Source organism: Photobacterium halotolerans DSM 18316, assembly GCF_000425165.1.
Lineage (GTDB): Bacteria > Pseudomonadota > Gammaproteobacteria > Enterobacterales > Vibrionaceae > Photobacterium > Photobacterium halotolerans.
Genome location: NZ_AULG01000017.1, coordinates 43,106 through 59,564 on the forward strand (window position 1 = coordinate 43,106; position 16,459 = coordinate 59,564).

General features: G+C 46.2%; 17 protein-coding genes. 10 read left to right on the forward strand and 7 right to left on the reverse strand.

What is annotated here, in order from left to right; translation table 11 throughout:
• Positions 1-358 precede the first annotated feature (358 nt).
• Both H511_RS0104995 and cutA read left to right on the forward strand, forming a co-directional pair.
• Complete coding sequence (locus tag H511_RS0104995) at positions 359-985, forward strand: LysE family translocator (protein WP_027251315.1); 627 nt, start codon at positions 359-361, stop codon at positions 983-985.
• 26 nt (positions 986-1,011) lie between these two features.
• Complete coding sequence (gene cutA / locus H511_RS0105000; protein WP_027251316.1) at positions 1,012-1,335, forward strand: divalent-cation tolerance protein CutA; 324 nt, start codon at positions 1,012-1,014, stop codon at positions 1,333-1,335.
• A gap of 11 nt (positions 1,336-1,346) precedes the next feature.
• Here cutA and H511_RS0105005 read toward each other — a convergent pair whose 3' ends face one another.
• The gene (locus tag H511_RS0105005) at positions 1,347-2,990 is read right to left on the reverse strand and encodes an electron transfer flavoprotein-ubiquinone oxidoreductase (RefSeq protein WP_027251317.1); all 1,644 of its coding nucleotides are present in this window, start codon (positions 2,988-2,990) and stop codon (positions 1,347-1,349) included.
• Between the two features lie 179 nt (positions 2,991-3,169).
• Here H511_RS0105005 and H511_RS0105010 point away from each other — a divergent pair, with 179 nt between their 5' ends.
• Positions 3,170-3,922, forward strand: coding sequence for an electron transfer flavoprotein subunit beta/FixA family protein (locus H511_RS0105010; protein WP_027251318.1), 753 nt, complete (start codon positions 3,170-3,172; stop codon positions 3,920-3,922).
• Positions 3,919-4,848 carry an electron transfer flavoprotein subunit alpha/FixB family protein gene (locus H511_RS0105015; RefSeq protein ID WP_027251319.1) on the forward strand — a complete coding sequence of 310 codons (930 nt, stop codon included), beginning with the start codon at positions 3,919-3,921 and terminating at the stop codon, positions 4,846-4,848. The genes H511_RS0105010 and H511_RS0105015 overlap by 4 nt, the downstream gene beginning before the upstream one ends.
• A 48-nt stretch (positions 4,849-4,896) precedes the next feature.
• On the opposite strand, the gene H511_RS0105020 is transcribed toward H511_RS0105015, so the two are convergent.
• Entirely contained in the window at positions 4,897-5,304 is a 408-nt protein-coding gene (locus H511_RS0105020) for an SPOR domain-containing protein (protein ID WP_027251320.1), read from the reverse strand.
• 368 nt (positions 5,305-5,672) lie between these two features.
• Here H511_RS0105020 and H511_RS0105025 point away from each other — a divergent pair, with 368 nt between their 5' ends.
• The gene (locus H511_RS0105025; protein WP_027251321.1) at positions 5,673-6,059 is read left to right on the forward strand and encodes a LexA family protein; all 387 of its coding nucleotides are present in this window, start codon (positions 5,673-5,675) and stop codon (positions 6,057-6,059) included.
• Positions 6,059-7,363, forward strand: coding sequence for a Y-family DNA polymerase (locus tag H511_RS0105030; protein ID WP_027251322.1), 1,305 nt, complete (start codon positions 6,059-6,061; stop codon positions 7,361-7,363). The genes H511_RS0105025 and H511_RS0105030 overlap by 1 nt, the downstream gene beginning before the upstream one ends.
• Positions 7,364-7,780: 417 nt before the next feature.
• Here the strand turns inward: H511_RS0105030 and yciH are convergent, their stop codons facing one another.
• Complete coding sequence (gene yciH / locus H511_RS0105035; protein WP_027251323.1) at positions 7,781-8,104, reverse strand: stress response translation initiation inhibitor YciH; 324 nt, start codon at positions 8,102-8,104, stop codon at positions 7,781-7,783.
• 118 nt (positions 8,105-8,222) lie between these two features.
• On the opposite strand from yciH, the gene H511_RS0105040 reads away from it, so the two are divergent.
• The 3 genes from H511_RS0105040 to H511_RS0105050 all read left to right on the forward strand — a co-directional run bounded on the left by H511_RS0105040 (position 8,223) and on the right by H511_RS0105050 (position 10,525).
• Positions 8,223-8,834 (forward strand): HAD family hydrolase, encoded by a 612-nt coding sequence (locus H511_RS0105040; protein WP_027251324.1) that lies wholly within the window; start codon positions 8,223-8,225, stop codon positions 8,832-8,834.
• A 107-nt stretch (positions 8,835-8,941) separates the two neighbouring features.
• A complete protein-coding gene (locus tag H511_RS0105045; RefSeq protein ID WP_027251325.1) occupies positions 8,942-9,451 on the forward strand; it encodes an ATP-dependent zinc protease family protein in 510 nt (169 codons plus the stop codon).
• Positions 9,452-9,556: 105 nt separating this feature from the next.
• Positions 9,557-10,525: a tyrosine-type recombinase/integrase gene (locus H511_RS0105050; protein WP_027251326.1), complete on the forward strand. Its 969-nt coding sequence runs from the start codon at positions 9,557-9,559 to the stop codon at positions 10,523-10,525.
• Between the two features lie 8 nt (positions 10,526-10,533).
• Here the strand turns inward: H511_RS0105050 and H511_RS22625 are convergent, their stop codons facing one another.
• The 4 genes from H511_RS22625 to H511_RS24030 all read right to left on the reverse strand — a co-directional run bounded on the left by H511_RS22625 (position 10,534) and on the right by H511_RS24030 (position 13,332).
• Positions 10,534-11,166 carry a putative adenosine monophosphate-protein transferase Fic gene (locus H511_RS22625; RefSeq protein ID WP_051287883.1) on the reverse strand — a complete coding sequence of 211 codons (633 nt, stop codon included), beginning with the start codon at positions 11,164-11,166 and terminating at the stop codon, positions 10,534-10,536.
• The gene (locus H511_RS25205) at positions 11,156-11,356 is read right to left on the reverse strand and encodes a YhfG family protein (protein WP_027251327.1); all 201 of its coding nucleotides are present in this window, start codon (positions 11,354-11,356) and stop codon (positions 11,156-11,158) included. The genes H511_RS22625 and H511_RS25205 overlap by 11 nt, the downstream gene beginning before the upstream one ends.
• Positions 11,357-11,417: 61 nt before the next feature.
• Entirely contained in the window at positions 11,418-12,425 is a 1,008-nt protein-coding gene (locus tag H511_RS0105065; RefSeq protein WP_027251328.1) for a D-alanine--D-alanine ligase, read from the reverse strand.
• A 232-nt stretch (positions 12,426-12,657) separates the two neighbouring features.
• Positions 12,658-13,332 (reverse strand): SPOR domain-containing protein, encoded by a 675-nt coding sequence (locus H511_RS24030; RefSeq protein ID WP_051287885.1) that lies wholly within the window; start codon positions 13,330-13,332, stop codon positions 12,658-12,660.
• Between the two features lie 349 nt (positions 13,333-13,681).
• Between H511_RS24030 and H511_RS0105075 the strand changes: the two genes are divergently transcribed.
• Positions 13,682-16,393, forward strand: coding sequence for a bifunctional acetate--CoA ligase family protein/GNAT family N-acetyltransferase (locus H511_RS0105075; RefSeq protein WP_027251329.1), 2,712 nt, complete (start codon positions 13,682-13,684; stop codon positions 16,391-16,393).
• The last annotated feature ends 66 nt before the right edge of the window (positions 16,394-16,459 follow it).

Here is a 16,459-nt window from a genome sequence, read left to right on the forward strand (position 1 = left end):
TTTTTCGTGTTTTTATTGCAGTACCAGAAAACACTAACACACAGATGTTACACAATCTATTCACAGGAAACACAAAGTTGCTATAAAGGTATACCTGTTTGTTATTAGTCGATATGTATTTCATGCTTTTTGTTCTTAAAGGAATAACTGATGAAAGTGCCAATATTCGCACTCGATGTTAATTGCAGCATGAGATACAAGATTCTTGCTTTTTTATGAGATTTGATGCTTCATATTCATTTATGTTCAGTGTGTTTTCCGTGGTTAATACGATCAGAGCATTATCCAATTAACCTTTGCTTTTTTATGGTTTTTTTGTCAAAAAATCTAATGCTCGTAACTTCAGGTGAAGATAAAAATGGAAGTTCAAACACTTTTACTTTTTGCTCTGGCATCAATCAGCCTTAACTTAGTACCGGGTCCAGATGTTATCTATATTGTGTCAAACGCTATGCGTGGAAAGATGCGACTAGGTGTTCAAGCGGCTCTGGGGCTGGGGATAGGGTACTTAGGACATACGCTGGCCGCTGTGCTTGGGCTTTCAACGATTATACTCAGCTCTGCTTTTTTATTTAGCGTAATAAAATACTTAGGAGCAGTGTATCTACTCTATTTGGGTATTTCATCAATCAGAAACAGTCTTCGAGGGAAGAGCCGGCTGACAGCTTCCGCACCAGTAAAATCAACATCGAATGTGTTTATGCAAGGCGTGATTGTCAGCGTGCTGAATCCTAAAGTGGCGTTGTTTTTCCTGTCCTTTCTGCCTCAGTTCATTGATGTCAGCGCTGGTCAGGTCACCACACAGCTCTTGATCCTTGGTTTACTGTTCAGTGTTTTAGCCACTTGCATCAACTTACTTTACGCCATGTTGGGGAGTTTCGTTTTCGGTAACCCTAAGATATCAGGCTATGCGAAAGCGATTGAGGGTATTTCTGGTGGCTTATTGGTTGCATTAAGTGCCAAAGTGGCACTTTCGCAGCGTTGATCAATGCTGAATGGGGAGGTGAATAGATGTTAAAAAAAGGATACTGTGTCGTTCTGACTACCTTTTCAGATGACGACGTGGGTGAGGCAATCATCCATTCTCTGTTGAATAAACACCTGGCTGCCTGTATTCAGGTGCAGAGTATCGACAGTTATTATCACTGGAAAGGCAACATCCAGTCTGACAAAGAAAAGTTAGTCGTCATCAAAACAACTCAAGACAGATATTCAGAAGTTGAAGCCGATATTCTGGCGAATCATAATTATGAAACGCCGGAAATCATTTGTTTGCCAATTGAAGCCGGTTATCATGCCTATCTCGATTGGGTGCGGGCAGAAACGCACCTTTGAGCTGATCACATTCACATCGAGCGATAATTGGGCCCGCTACCACCTTCTGGTGGGGTCCAGATTATATTCTGGGACGGATCTTTTATATCGCATGTTTTACAGTGAATGCAGTTTCCGGCATTGATTTGAAATCGTTTCTGCCCGTTATTTTCTACAATTTCATACACGCCCGCCGGACAATATCGCTGGCTAGGCTCGGCATACTTGTCCAGGTGCATTTTTATCGGCAACTCATGATCTTGCAGTATCAAGTGGCATGGCTGGTTTTCATCATGTTTAACCGTTGATAGAAAAACCGAGGAAGTTCGGTCAAAACTGAGTTTTCCGTCCGGTTTAGGGTATAACAACGGCTTAACTTTGTTGGTTGTATTCAGGGTTTGATAGTCCGGGGTGTCATCCCTAAACGAAAACAGGCTTTTTTTCAGCACATTGAACTCTAACGCTGCGACGGCTCCGCCAAGTAATGTCCCTAAACGATGTACCTGTGAGGTGAAGTTCCTGGCGCCAAATAGCTCTTCTTTCAGCCATGAACACTCGAATAATGAATGATAATCGGGTGAAGTGTGCGCATGATTAACGGCTAACTCCGAAAAAACAGCTTCAGCAGCGAGCATGCCAGATTTCATTGCAGTATGAGAGCCTTTGATTTTTGCACTGTTTAGCGTCCCAGCATCACACCCAATCAGTAATCCGCCAGGAAAGCTTTGTTCCGGCAGGGCATGCAGTCCGCCTTTTGTAATAGCTCGTGCCCCGTAAGAAATACGTTCCCCGCCTTCTAACACAGAGGCGAAAACCGGATGGTGTTTCATTTGCTGAAATTCATCAAAAGGGCTGAGATAAGGGTGCTGATAATTAAGATCAACCACTAAACCGACAGACACAAGGTTATCGCCAAGATGGTACATAAAGCCCCCACCTGAGGTCCGAGTCTGGCTGAGTGGCCAACCGGAAGTATGCACGACAAGCCCAGCCTGGTGTTGTTCTGCCGGAATTTCCCACAGTTCTTTAAAACCAATTGCGTAATGCTGGGGCGCTTTATCTTTATCCAGCTTAAAACGATCTATAACGGCTTTTCCTAAGTGCCCGCGAGAGCCTTCAGCAATAAGCGTATATTTTGCTTCAAGTATGATACCCGGCTGAAAACCTGGTTTTTCATTACCTTGTTTGTCGCGTCCCATATCAGTGGTTATGATCCCAGCGACTGCACCGGAGTTGTTAAAAAATAATTCAGCTGCAGCAAATCCCGGAAAGATGGATACTCCCAACGCTTCTGCCTGTTGAGCCAGCCAGCGGCATAATTCGCCCAGACTGATAATGAAATTCCCTTCATTCTGAAGAGGGGAAGGCACTAGCATTGAAGGAATACATAACTGATTGTACTGATTGGAGAACCAATACACCTTATCGTCCCGGACCTGAGTATAAAGTGGTGCCTCGCGGCTTTGCCAGTCAGGGAACAACTCATTTAATGACCTGGGTTCAAACAGGGCGCCGGATATAATGTGCGAGCCTATTTCCGCCCCTTTTTCGATCACACAAACCGATAACTCCTTTTCATTCTCTTTAGCCAGTTGCATCAGCCGGCATGCTGCTGACAACCCCGCTGGACCGGCTCCGACAATGACCACATCAAACGCCATGCTTTCTCTTTCCATGCCCCATGTCCCTTTTATTAAGACTATGAGTAACTGTAGTCCAGTTGACGTAAACGTAAACCCGAACCACACTCAATGCAAAAGACAATCCTCGGCTTGTGAGTATCTGATTGGGAGCCTGTCAATCAGTCATCTGGCCGTATTCCCTTATTAACACATTGATTTGCAAGGAGTCGCCAGTGAAAGTGTTAGTCGCAATCAAAAGGGTGATAGACCCGTATGTGAAGATTCGTGTTAAATCCGACGGCTCAGGCGTTGAACAGCATAATGTTAAAATGGCCATTAACCCTTTTTGCGAAATTGCCATAGAAGAAGCAGTTCGCATGAAAGAAGCTGGCTTGGCCAGTGAGGTGGTTGTCGTCAGCGTGGGTGAAACCAGTTGCCAGGAGCAGCTTCGTACTGCTTTAGCACTTGGCGCCGACAGAGCAATTCAGATTGATAGCGCTGCACAAGATGAGCCTTTGAATATTGCACGCATTCTTCATGCCGTTGTAAAAAGTGAATCGCCTGATCTGGTGATTATGGGTAAGCAATCGATTGATTCAGATAATAATCAAGTCGCTCAAATGTTAGCTGCCATATCCGGTTTCCCTCAGGGGACTTTTGCCTCAAAGATTGAAGTAGATAACGGCTTCATCAAAGTGACACGCGAAATTGATGGCGGCTTGGAAACACTCAAGTTACGGCTGCCTGCGGTAGTCAGTACAGATCTCCGGTTAAATGAGCCCAGATATGCCTCATTGCCCAATATCATGAAAGCGAAACAAAAACCGTTGGATGTCATCAGCCTGGACACACTTGGTGTGACGCTGTCACAACACCAGGAGATATTGGCAGTTTCACCGCCACCTGCTCGCCAGGGGGGCACGAAAGTAGGTTCGGTCTCTGAATTGGTTGATAAATTAAAAAATGAAGCCAAGGTGATCTCATGAGTGTACTTATCATTGCAGAACACGATAACCATACGTTGTCGCCTGAGACATCCAAGGTGATAACTGCGAGTCTGTCACTGGAGAGTGATTGTCAGGTCTTAGTGGCGGGTTATCAATGCCAAGCTGTTGCAGAGCAGGCCGCTGGCATTGCCGGTGTGGATAAAGTACTTCTGGCCGATCATCCAGTGTATACGCATTGGCTGGCTGAAAATCTGTCAGCGCTTATTGCTGAAGTATCGGCCGATTATTCTCATTTATTAATGGCTGCAACGACAACCGGGAAAAACATCTTGCCGCGTGTAGCCGGTCTCCTGGATGTTGGATTACTGGCCGATGTCGTCAGCATTGAGTCTGCCGATACCGTAATCCGGCCGATATATGCAGGGAATGCATTAGCCAAAGTAAAGTCGGTCGATAGTAAAAAGCTGATTACTGTGCGTACCTCAGCATTTGCTTCTTCAGCAACAAGCGGGGCAGCGGCCCCAATTGTCGAACTCGAAAAAGTGATCGAATCGCCCAACTCTGAATATGTGTCCAGTGAAATTACACAAAGCAGCCGCCCGGAATTGCCAGCTGCGCGTGTGGTGGTTTCCGGTGGCCGGGGGCTTGGAGATAAAACACATTTCGCAATGATAGAAAAGCTGGCGGATAAACTCGGTGGCGCTGTGGGGGCTTCCCGAGCGGCTGTCGATGCGGGCTTTGTGTCAAACGATCTGCAAGTGGGTCAGACCGGTAAAATCGTTGCGCCAGAACTGTATATTGCTGTTGGTATTTCAGGAGCAATACAGCATTTGGCTGGGATGAAAGAGGCGAAAGTGATTGTGGCCATCAACAAAGATCCTGATGCTCCAATCTTTGATATAGCTGACTACGGGTTAGTCGGTGACTTGTTTGAGATTTTACCTGAGCTCATCGAAAAGCTGTAATGTGAAAAGGGTCAGAGAAGTGCGCCCAGACAGTCTGAGCGCATTTTTTTAACGCATACGAAAAACGTCAGTTTGCTTATCACTTTGCACTTCCGCAAAACTGCGGACGAACGGACCTTGTGCCAGTATACGAGGCGACAATGTTTGAATACGCTGTTTTGCTTCTTGTTTAGTGGCAAAATCGCCATAAATAACAGCGTACCAGCTCTTACCTAAACTATGCTTCCAGTTAACCCAAATTGGATCCTGCCCTGGGATTTCCCGCAGATAGCCGCGAATATCTCGTTCTTCACTCAGAGCCAGCACCTGAATAGTGTAACGATTAGGGTCCAGATGCCCATACGCTTCTTCTGTTGTCATTTTTCCGACACATTGCCCAGTGTGATACTGTGGGTCAGGCTGTAAAGCACAGCCACTGAGCACGGCCAGTGCTAAAATCATGATGATTTTTCGCATTTTCATTCTCCAATTCCAATCCCTGTCACCAACAGGCGGCCAGTTTAGCAATAAGATAAACTGGCGATCGGATAAATCCCTAAATTAGCGTTGAGTTTGTTGTTTTTTAAAGCAAACTTGCCCGTTTTTTGCAAATCTGTAACAGCATGAATGCTATGAACGCCAGAGTACCATAGCACTGTATATAAAAACAGTCATATCAACATCTCCTCAATACTAGACTAAAAGAATTATACATTTTATCTCGGTATTTCAGTGCACTAGCAGCACTCAGAACTTTTCAGAGCCATACCGTGTATTTTCTCTGTTCAGTACGCCAATTACCTTTTATACTGTTTTTATATACAGTATTTATTGAGAGGGTAACAATGGCTGTATTACCTTTGTTTATTGAATCTGTCCGGTGCGGGTTTCCCTCACCAGCTGAAGGGCATGAAGAATCACTGGAACTGATGGATTATCTCATTCGTCATCCCAATGCTACTTTTGTACTGAAAGCGTCTGGTGAGTCTATGACAGGTGCCGGTATTTACGATGGCGATTTATTGGTTGTGGACCGTGCTGAAGCTGTACTGCCGGGGCGGATTGTCATTGCCCGTATCTTCGATGAGTTCACATGCAAGCGTCTCATTCGGCATAACAATACTTGGTGGTTAAAAGCTGAAAATCCGGCGATGAAGCCATTTCCCATGCCGGAAGACTCTGAAATTTTTGGTGTGGTGACACGTAATATTCATAACTTGCTGGAGCGCTAATGACTCAAACAGTATCCGGAAACAAGGATCAGATCTGGGCGCTGGTTGATGTTCAGAGTTTTTATACAGCCTGCGAGCAATTATTTGACCCCAAACTAGCAAACAAGCCTGTTGTGGTGCTTTCAAACAACGATGGTTGTTGTGTTGCTGTCAATGCACAAGCAAAAGCGGCAGGGATAAAACGTGGGGCAGTATGGTACAAGATTGAACGAGAAGCTAAACGCGCAGGTGTTGAGGTACGCAGTTCAAATTACAGTCTGTACGCTGATATGAGCCAGCGCTTTATCGACGAGTTGAGGCAATTTTCTCCTCAGGTTGAGCAGTACTCAATTGATGAGGCATTTATACGTTTAGACGGTTTGGCAACTGAAACGCTGACAAGTTATGGAAAAAGTATTGTAGAAGCAATCAGTAACAGGCTCGGTTTAGCCGTTCGTGTTGGCATTGGTACTTCACCAACATTGGCGAAACTTGCAAACAATGCAGCGAAACGTTACGAAAACAGAGTGCGTGGTGTGCTTCACCTCCAAACTGAACGGCAAAGACAGTGGCTGCTGGAAAGAATGGATGTTCAGCAAGTATGGGGGATTGGAACGCGATTGGCCACCCGACTGAAAACCAGTGGTATAATAACAGCGTGGCAACTAGCAAATCAGGATGTTGTGTTTACGCGTCAACTCTGGAATATAGGCCTTACTCGTACAGTATTAGAGCTCCGGGGAATCAGCTGTATTGATCCGGGAGATATTGAAGTAACTAGAAAACAAATTCTTTCAAGCCGGAGCTTTGGTGTCGGCATTACGGATCAGCAAGAATTACAATCAGCTATTGCTTTCCATTGCCATCGTGCAGGTGAAAAACTACGAAAACAGGGGAGTCAAGCCTCTTCTGTTGGGATTTATATACGAACAAATCGCTATAAACAGTTACCTCAACACAATAAAAGCAGTATGGAATCCCTGGTTTGTCCGACTCAGGATACACAAAAACTGATCATTTCTGCACAAACGCAGTTGGCTAAAATGTATCGTCCTGGTTATTCATATCAAAAAATTGGCGTAATGCTGAATGAGCTTAGCCCTGTAAGCCAGAACAAACTTCAATTAGACATGTTTAGCGGAGATGCGCTGCAAGAAAGCAAACGCCGTGATCTCATGCTCATCACGGACAAGCTCAATACGCGCTATAAAAACGGCCTTAAACCGGCATCCGTTATCGCAACCAGCAATTGGCACATGCGCCAAGCATTCCGCTCTAACCGATGGACCACTAAGCTGGACGAAATACCAGTGGCAAAGTGTTAGTCATCATTTGTTTCCTGGCTTCTACAACCTGAGTGCGCATAACATAGATTATGTTAAATTGCGTGTATGGGAGTCTACGTATTAGCTCTCTGCTCTCTTCTATATGACGGCCTCACCAGACAGGTTCATGCTATTTAACCATAACGCTGATTTACCATAAAATAGGTAATTCACACTTGTATTTAAGCCCTGCTGCAAATTGTCAGTTTGCCTGGCTCTTCAATGTTAGATGGAATTACCTGAAAGCGACGAACGCAATGCGTTCGTCGGGATGCCTTAAAGTGCGCAGGCAATCTTGTTGGCATGCATTCGTTGTGAGTGTATCTGACAACTTCAGCATACCTTTGCCAGCTTCACTCAGCGGATTCGGTCCTGGCTGATTATGGAAACCAGCATTGCCAGACTGGTGTTAGTCTCTCAGCCGCCGGCTAATTTTACCGTGTGTCCATTTTTCTCAAGTGTAGTCTTGATGAGATCGCGTTTATCCCCCTGAATTTCTATGGTGCCATCTTTTACAGAACCACCGCAGCCACAGACTTTTTTCAACTCGGCAGCCAAAAGCTTGAGTTCAGCATCATTCATATCCAACCCAGTGACAATACAGACCCCTTTTCCTTTGCGGCCCTTTGTCTGACGCTGAATTCGTACCACGCCATCGCCTTTAGGACGTTCCGGGACTGTTTTCTCTTCTTTAATTCTGCCTGTATCTGTTGAATAGACTAATCGGCTGTTATCACTCATGAAATCGACCCCAATTACTGCTTTAAAAGTGTGACCTGGCCATCAGGTTGAATATAGAGGCTTGCGACCAGGCTAAGCCCGAATATTATCAATAAATAGGCCTCTAACGGAAACGCATATGATTCATAACGTAGTTTTTGACTTTGGTGCTGTGCTGTTTGACTGGAACCCGCACAAAATCGTCTCTACTTTCACTCAGTCGACTTACGAGCAAGACATGTTGCTGACGCATGTGCTTCAGCACCCTGACTGGTTGGCTTTGGATCGCGGTACTATGCTGATGGCCGAAGTGATCCCTAAATTTGCTGCTCGTACCGGTTTTCCAGAGGCAAGAATGGAAGATTTCATCGATCACATTCAAAACAGTCTGACTGTCATCGATGCGTCGAAACACTTACTTGAAGACTTACTGGAACAGGATTTTAACCTGTACTATCTCACGAACATGAGTAGCGCCTTTTTCGATACGCTTAACGATAAGCATGATTTCATTTCATTGTTCAATGGTGGTCTGGTCTCTGCCAAAGAACTATTAATGAAACCAGAACCTGAAATATTCCAATCACTTATGTTGAAATATTCCCTTAGTCCAGATGATACGTATTTTATTGATGACAATGAAGATAATGTGCTCGCGGCCCGAAAACTTGGCATAACGGCCATTCGTTTTTCACCTACACCTGATTGTTATCAACAGATTCGCTCAGCATTGAGACTAAAGGTTGATTAGCTGAACCTATGCTTACTTCATCAAACCTTTAACGTTAATCTGAACAAACAAACGTAGCTTATGTTTATAGTAATCACTTTACTATTGGCACTTTTCCTGGAGGTTCCGTGAGAAAAGCATTGATTCCGTTAATGTTAGTTGTATTTGCATTTAACAGCCCTTCTTCCTCGGCTGAAAGTCGACCTCTTGAAAAAAAATCCATCGTAGGACAAATTGAAACCATCAACGTTCAGGATCTGGAACTCGAATATAAAGCCCGGGTTGATACTGGGGCAAACACGTCGTCGATCAATGCTTACGATATCCGTGTATTAGGTGATAAAAGTGACGATATGCGTGAAAATCTAGGCAATATGGTCGAATTCAAGACAAAAAATGAGAAAGGTGAAACAACCACTCACAAAGCAAAAATAGTTAAAGTCAGTAAAATCCGTAATGCTCAAGGTGTTGAGCGTCGCTATGCAGTAAAAATGGATTTAAGCTGGAACGGTGAGCATAAACAAGTCACTGTAAACTTACGAAACCGGAGTAAGCTGGAATTCAAACTGTTGCTCGGGAGAAACTGGCTGATGGGCGACTATCTGGTTGATGTAGAAAAATCAGATGAAGACGACTGACCTCCCGTTTTGGTTAACTTTTTAATGTTTGTGGTATGCCGTCTTGTTTATGGGACGGCATAGTATATAGTATTGATTACTTATAAATAAGTTATAGTGCATTAAATGAAGAAAATTCCTCCCATTACTGATGAGAATGAAAAAAGAGACAGTATCAATGTCTTTTCCCGCCCTATAGAAGATATGGAAATCTGGGAAGTTTTAACTCATAAGCAATATTCATCAAACACATTGCTTGCTTTCAAAAATGACTGGAATAACTTCCTTCAATACTGTTTGGACAAACATGCAATCCCTTTACCGGCAACGGTAAAAACGGTACATAACTTTATTGATACCATGGCCAAGAAGCGCAAGTTGGCAAGCCTCAAGCGTTACATTGTCACAATCGGACTGGTTCACCGCTGCCATGCCCTCCCCGATCCTTGCCGTCATACTGAAGTCAGGTTGGTACTGAGTAAATATTGTGTAGAAAAAAAAGACGACTATAAAAACGCGAACGCATTCAGAGATGATCACTTGCAACAGCTGGTTGATGTTTTCTCTCTCTCTACCAGGCCCAAAGACATCCGTGATCTGGCAATTTGGGCTGTCATGTTTGAAGCAATGCTAAAGCGGAGTGAGCTGGCAGCACTGACCATTGAAAATATCTCGATTGACGCGTCTGGACTTATCAGTCTGCACATCCAGGAGCACACTATTGCCTTGAGTACCATTGCATCTCGTAGTATGCAGCGCTGGCTGACGGTAGGCATGATTGAATCAGGCGTTGTCTTTCGAAGAATTGATCGTCATGGCAACATTGGTGAGCAACCGCTTGACCACTCATCCATCTACCGGGTGTTTCGCCGTGCCGGTGAAGAACTCGGACTCAGTCAGGACAGTATTTTTTCAGGTCAGTCGCCCAGAGTCGGCGCCGCCAAAGATTTATCCGATGCTGGCGTATCCATCCCGGACATCCAGTCCCAGGGCCGCTGGAAGAGCCCAGCAATGCCGGCACAGTATGCAGGCCATAAAGATAAACACGATACGGAAATTGCGAAGTACGTGAAGAAAAAAGACTGGGAGAAGTGAGAGTAGATTTAACCGCCCGGGCCGGACGCCCACTGGGGTTGAACAACGGCATGGACAGGCTGAGTGATTCGTTCGAACAAGCCTTCCAAAGGAGCCATAATGCCAAAATAACCCGCCTGATTCGCTTCGACCCACTCTTTGAGGTTAATGCCTTCCCAACAGATTTCGTATCCGGCATTTAAGGCCAGAATTTCAAAGAAAATACGTTGAACGCGCCCATTTCCTTCCCTGAACGGGTGTATGACATTCAATTCACAGTAATAATGGGCAATGCGGCGGATAAAATGATCAAAGTCCAGCCCGCAGAGATGTGATTCATCAGCCAGTGAAGCAAAGAGACGTGTTGCCTCTCTTTCGATATTTCTGGCGTGACAAAAACGACTCTGGCCTTTGGTGATATCAACACGTCGTATATCACCGGCCCAGGGGTATAAGTCCTGAAACAGAGTGAAATGTATTTGTCTCAGATAGGCTAAATCAAATCGGTCAAATTCAGGTACAAAATGCTCTGCCCGAACCCGGGTGAAATCCCGCTCAGCCAGAGCGAGTTCATCTTCATCATTGATATTCAGTAAGTTGATAAGCACAGCCGAACCGGGGTAGCAATCAGGATCCTGCTGAACACCATATTTATCTCGCATAACGTTTCTTTAACCGAGCGATTTGTTCATATTCAGACACTGGGGAGGCGTTTGATGGTTCTGTACCGGGCGCCCCGTCTAATTCAAAGCCCTCCAGCTTTAAACTGGCTCTGTAGTTCTTGTTCTGCATAGCTTTAAAACGCGCAGCTTTCTGTTTGTTCGTCAGCATAGGGTTCTTTTTCAGTCTCATCGTCAGTATTACAGCCAATACAAAAAACGCCAGTCAGGCTGGCGTTTTTAACACTGTAAAATCACTGGCTGGATGGATGAACAGCACTTTTGATAGCCTGCTCAAGATAGTCCGTAAAGCTGTGTCCATGATGAGCCAGCATCTGAGGAAACATAGATATCGGTGTCATACCAGGAAAAGTATTGATTTCATTAAGAAGAATGTCTCCCTCTTCACTCAGGAAGAAATCAATTCGTGACAGATCTTTTAACTTCATATGCACAAACGCTTTTCTGGCATAACTGCGAATGGCTTCAACCTGTTCTTCAGTGATATTTGATGCTTCTACGGTTGTAGTCGAGTGGCTTTCTGTGCTGTATTTTTCTTCGTAAGTGTAGAATTTACCGTCCGGGCAGGTCACTTCCCCAGGTTTGGTCACAATCAACTCATCGCCATACTGATAGGCAGCCACTTCTAACTCTCTGGGTTTAATGGCTTTTTCTACCAGAACCTGATCTGAGAAGGTAAACGCCTTGTTCAGTGATTCGATCAGACTGTCCTGATCCGTCGCTTTATAACAGCCCACGGATGATCCCTGGCAGGCCGCTTTAACAAAAACACTTCCCCACCGGGCTAATGCCTCTTTGGCAGTACGTAACGACTCTTCGTCCTGCTCGCTCAGAAACACATAAGGTGTGTTCGGAATACCCAGCGCATCAAACCACAATTTGGTCGTGATCTTGTTGAAACAATTCGTGCTGGCCTGAGGGCCACAACCAAAATAAGGGACAGCGGCTATTTCAAGTAAAGATTGCAAATCGCCTGTTTCGCCGGGGTAACCGTGAACACACGGAATGACGTAATCAACGGGGAGCTTTTCGCCAGACTCAGACTGGATACTGCGATCAAGGTTCAACTGCCAGCGCTGGCCATCACTGTCAAACCAGCCGTCTTTTTGCATTTCGATACGGATATAGCGAATGCCGTCAATCGCCTGCAGGTTTTGTTCTATGAAATTGGCAGAAACCAAAGACACTTCGTGTTCTGCGCTGCCACCGCCACAAAGAAGTAAAACGTGAATTGGATTCATCTTGATCCCTTGTAAAACGTCACCTGCCAATCATGGCAGGCCGAAATTTGTTTGTACCACCGGGTTTCATCTGTTCTAAATGATGAAATTACGAGTCTCCCCCGGCAGCCTTCAGGGCATCAACTATTGCATCTTATCTGGCAGGCATCAAGCTATTGGCCTGATTCCCTGCCGCGAAAGCGGTCAACGATGCAAAAAATAAGCTCTTCCAGGGAAGAGCTTATCGGGTGTATCAGTTTATCTTGGTCAGCTTGGGCTCAGGTGACTGATGAATCCTGGCCAGACTACGAACAAAGGGACCGAATGAACGGATTTCTGCAGGTAAATCTTTGATGGCAGCCTGGGCTTCCTGAACGGTATCAAAGTGCCCGTAAAGTAACGTGTACCAAGGTTTTTCGTGAAAGGTTTTCTGGTTCACCCATACAGGTTGCTGTCCTGGCAACTTAGCAATGTATGAGGCAAAACCGCTGTTTTTGCTGACTCCCAGCACCTGAACAGTGAAACCCGATACAGGTTCCGTCACATATTCATAGCTGACTTTTGCCGTTTGTGGCTCATTAGCCTGTGGAGTTGCCGCGACAGAGCCAGTCATTGACACAGGCTCTGTGGTTACAACCACGGATTTTTCTTGAGGAACTGCCGGTGCGTCTACAGGGGCAATCTCCTGATCCAGTGGTACAACTTCATCTGTGATTGCTATATCAACAGGGTTCAGAGGTGGAATGGGTTCATTCAGTTGCTCAACCGCCATCGGCTCAGCCGTTGCCCCCTGCTCTGCGGCCATTGCCGCTTGTTCCTGCTCATCCAATGTCGGAACCACAGTGCCATTCATTGTCTGACGTTCATTATCTAGCGCACAGCCTGCTAAAGCTGATGTAATTGCAACCATTAAGGCAATTTTTTTCATTATCATCGTGCCTGATCAAATTTGTCTTTAAAAAGATTCTGCACCCCGACCTGATGCCAATCAAGCTTGCATCACTCTGTATGCGATAGAATTGGCGTTATGTCACAGGTTCAAAGTTATATCAATAATAGATTGATTTTCTATGTAAATTCCAGTTTTTAATAAAATTGTGCAATATAAAAAGACTAAGAATGAAGCGCAGCGCCTTCTTCTTTTGCAAACAATGTCGAATGGGTTCCATTACACTCACAGCAGTGAATGAAAAGCTACCCCATCATGCAACCAAGCGAGAAAAATGATTGTCTGTCGCTGAGTGTTAATTCTTTACGAAATACTGAGAGAAAATGCCATGAAAGGACTCGAGTCGCTACTAAAGCCACGTTCTGTCGCCATTATCGGCGCATCGGATAATCCCAAGCGTGCCGGTTATGTAGTCATTAAAAACCTGCTGTCCGCTAACTTTCATGGGCCCATCATGCCAGTGACCCCCAAGTATGACGCAGTGGCAGGAGTGTTAGCCTATCCAGACATCGATAGCCTGCCTCGCGTACCAGACCTGGCCATTTTGTGCACCAGTGGTGACCGGAACGTCAGTATTATCGAACAGTTAGGCCGTAAAGGCGTCAAACTGGCCATAGTATTAGCGGCAGGAATGAACGTAAAGCCCGACAGTGACGGTGTCACAGAAGATGTGCGCATGTATGAGACCGCCAAACAGTACGGGATGCGGCTGATCGGCCCAAACAGTATGGGGATGATCTTACCCTGGCATAATCTCAATGCGTCTTTCTCACCGGTTTCCGCCAACAAAGGTAATATTGCCTTCATTTCACAGTCTGCGGCGGTCTGTACCACGATTCTGGACTGGGCCAAGAACAAGAATATTGGCTTTTCGACTTTTATCTCGCTGGGCGATACCTGCGATATTGGTTTTGCTGAACTGTTAGATACCTTGTGCCGTGACAGTAAAACACAGGCTATCTTGCTGTATATCGACTCAATACGTGATGCCCGGCGCTTTATGTCTGCTGCACGAGCGGCGGCGCGGACCCGGCGCATACTGGTGCTGAAAAGTGGCCGGACGAAAATTGGCAGTGCCGCTGCCCATCTTCATACCGGGGGAGAAATCGGCCTGGATGCCGTCTATGATGCCGCCATCAAAAGATCGGGAATGTTGCGGGTGCACAACACTCATGATCTGTTTGCGGCAGTGGAAACACTGGCTCACGCCGTGCCTTTGCGTGGCGAACGTTTGGCGATTCTGACCAACGGTGGCGGCCCTGCGATTATGGCCGTCGATGCCCTCAGTGAGCGAGGCGGGAAACTCGCGACACTGAGCCAGGAGACTATCGCTAAACTTTCTGCTGTATTACCGGCCAGCTGGTCGCAATCTAACCCGATTGATATCGTCGGGGATGCCGATATCGCTCGCTATGAAGCGGCCACCAAGATTCTGTTAGACAGCGACGATTTCGATGCCCTGCTCATTATGCACTCTCCTTCTGCCATCGCACCGAGCAAAGAGACCGCAGAGCACATGGTCAAGGTGCTTCAGCAGCACCCCCGCACCCTGCATTTCAACATCCTCAGTAACTGGGCCGGAGAGAATCAGGCATTGAAAGCCAGACAAGTTTTCACACAGTCCGGCTTTCCGGCTTATCGTACACCGGAAAGTGCTGTCACTGCCTTCATGCACCTGGTCGAGTACCGTCGCAATCAGAAACAATTGATGGAAACCCCGTCCTCTTTCGGTGAGACCCAGAGCAACCCTGGGTTGGTGCATCAATTATTGGATCAGTTACTCGATCAGAAAATCCATCATCTGGAAACACATGAAGTACGCCCTGTGCTGGAAAGCTATGGTTTTCATACCCTGCCGACCTGGATTGCGTCAGATCCCGCTGAAGCCGTGCATATTGCCGAGCAGATTGGCTATCCGGTTGCCGTCAAATTGCGCTCTCCTGATATCCGCCATAAATCAGAAGTGCATGGTGTCATGCTGCATCTGCGAACGGCAGCCGAAGTTGCCAATGCCTCCCAGGCGATTCTGGATCGGGTTTCCTACAATTTTCCGAAAGCCCGCATTGACGGCTTGCTGGTGCAGCGCATGGCCAACCGTTCCGGTGCACAGGAATTACGCATTGCTGTTCACACCGATCCCGTGTTCGGGCCTGTTATTCTTGTTGGTGATGAAGCCGCAGAATGGGACATCCATCGTGATGCCGCCGTCGCTATTCCACCGCTCAATATGGCGCTGGCACGATACCTTGTCATCAATGCCCTGAAGACAGGAAAAATTAAACAGCGCAGTTTACCTGATCGGCTGGATATCCCTGCACTCTGCAAACTACTGGTTAAGCTGTCACAGCTGATCATTGATTGCCCGGAGATCATTGAACTGGATATACACCCCCTGCTGGCGGCGGGCGAAGACATGACTGTGATCGATGCTTCCATGACCATTCATCCCTTTAATGGTGACACACAACGAAGGCTGGCCATTCGGCCTTATCCGAAAGAACTGGAAATTTACACCTCGCTGAAAGACGGTTCGCCGATTTTACTTCGTCCGATTCGTCCGGAAGATGAACCCGGCCATAAAGCCTTCATTGCGCAGGTTTCGCATGATGATCTGTACAGCCGTTTCTTCTCTGAAGTCGGTGAATTCAATCACGAAGCATTGGCGAATCTCACTCAGATTGATTACGACCGTGAAATGGCCTTTATTGCGGTGAAGCTGGAGCCTGATTCACACACCGAAACCGACATTATTGGTGTCAGCCGGGCGGTCTCTGATCCCAGTAACGAAGAAGCAGAGTTTGCCGTGTTGGTTCGCTCTGATCTCAAAGGGCAAGGGCTGGGGAGTATCTTGCTCAATACCATAATTCAATATTGTAAGCAGCGGGGTTTACAGCGGTTGACCGGGATAACCATGCCCAATAACCAGGGAATGTTGTCACTTGCCAGAAAAAGCGGCTTTCAGGTAGAGATTCATTTTGAAGACAAAACGGCGGAGCTTCTGTTGGTGTTACAAGACGACAACCAGCCTGAGCGCGGTTAAATAATCACCACTGCCATAGTCGGTGGTTTAGAGGTGACAATAAAAAGGCTGACCATAAACCAAAGG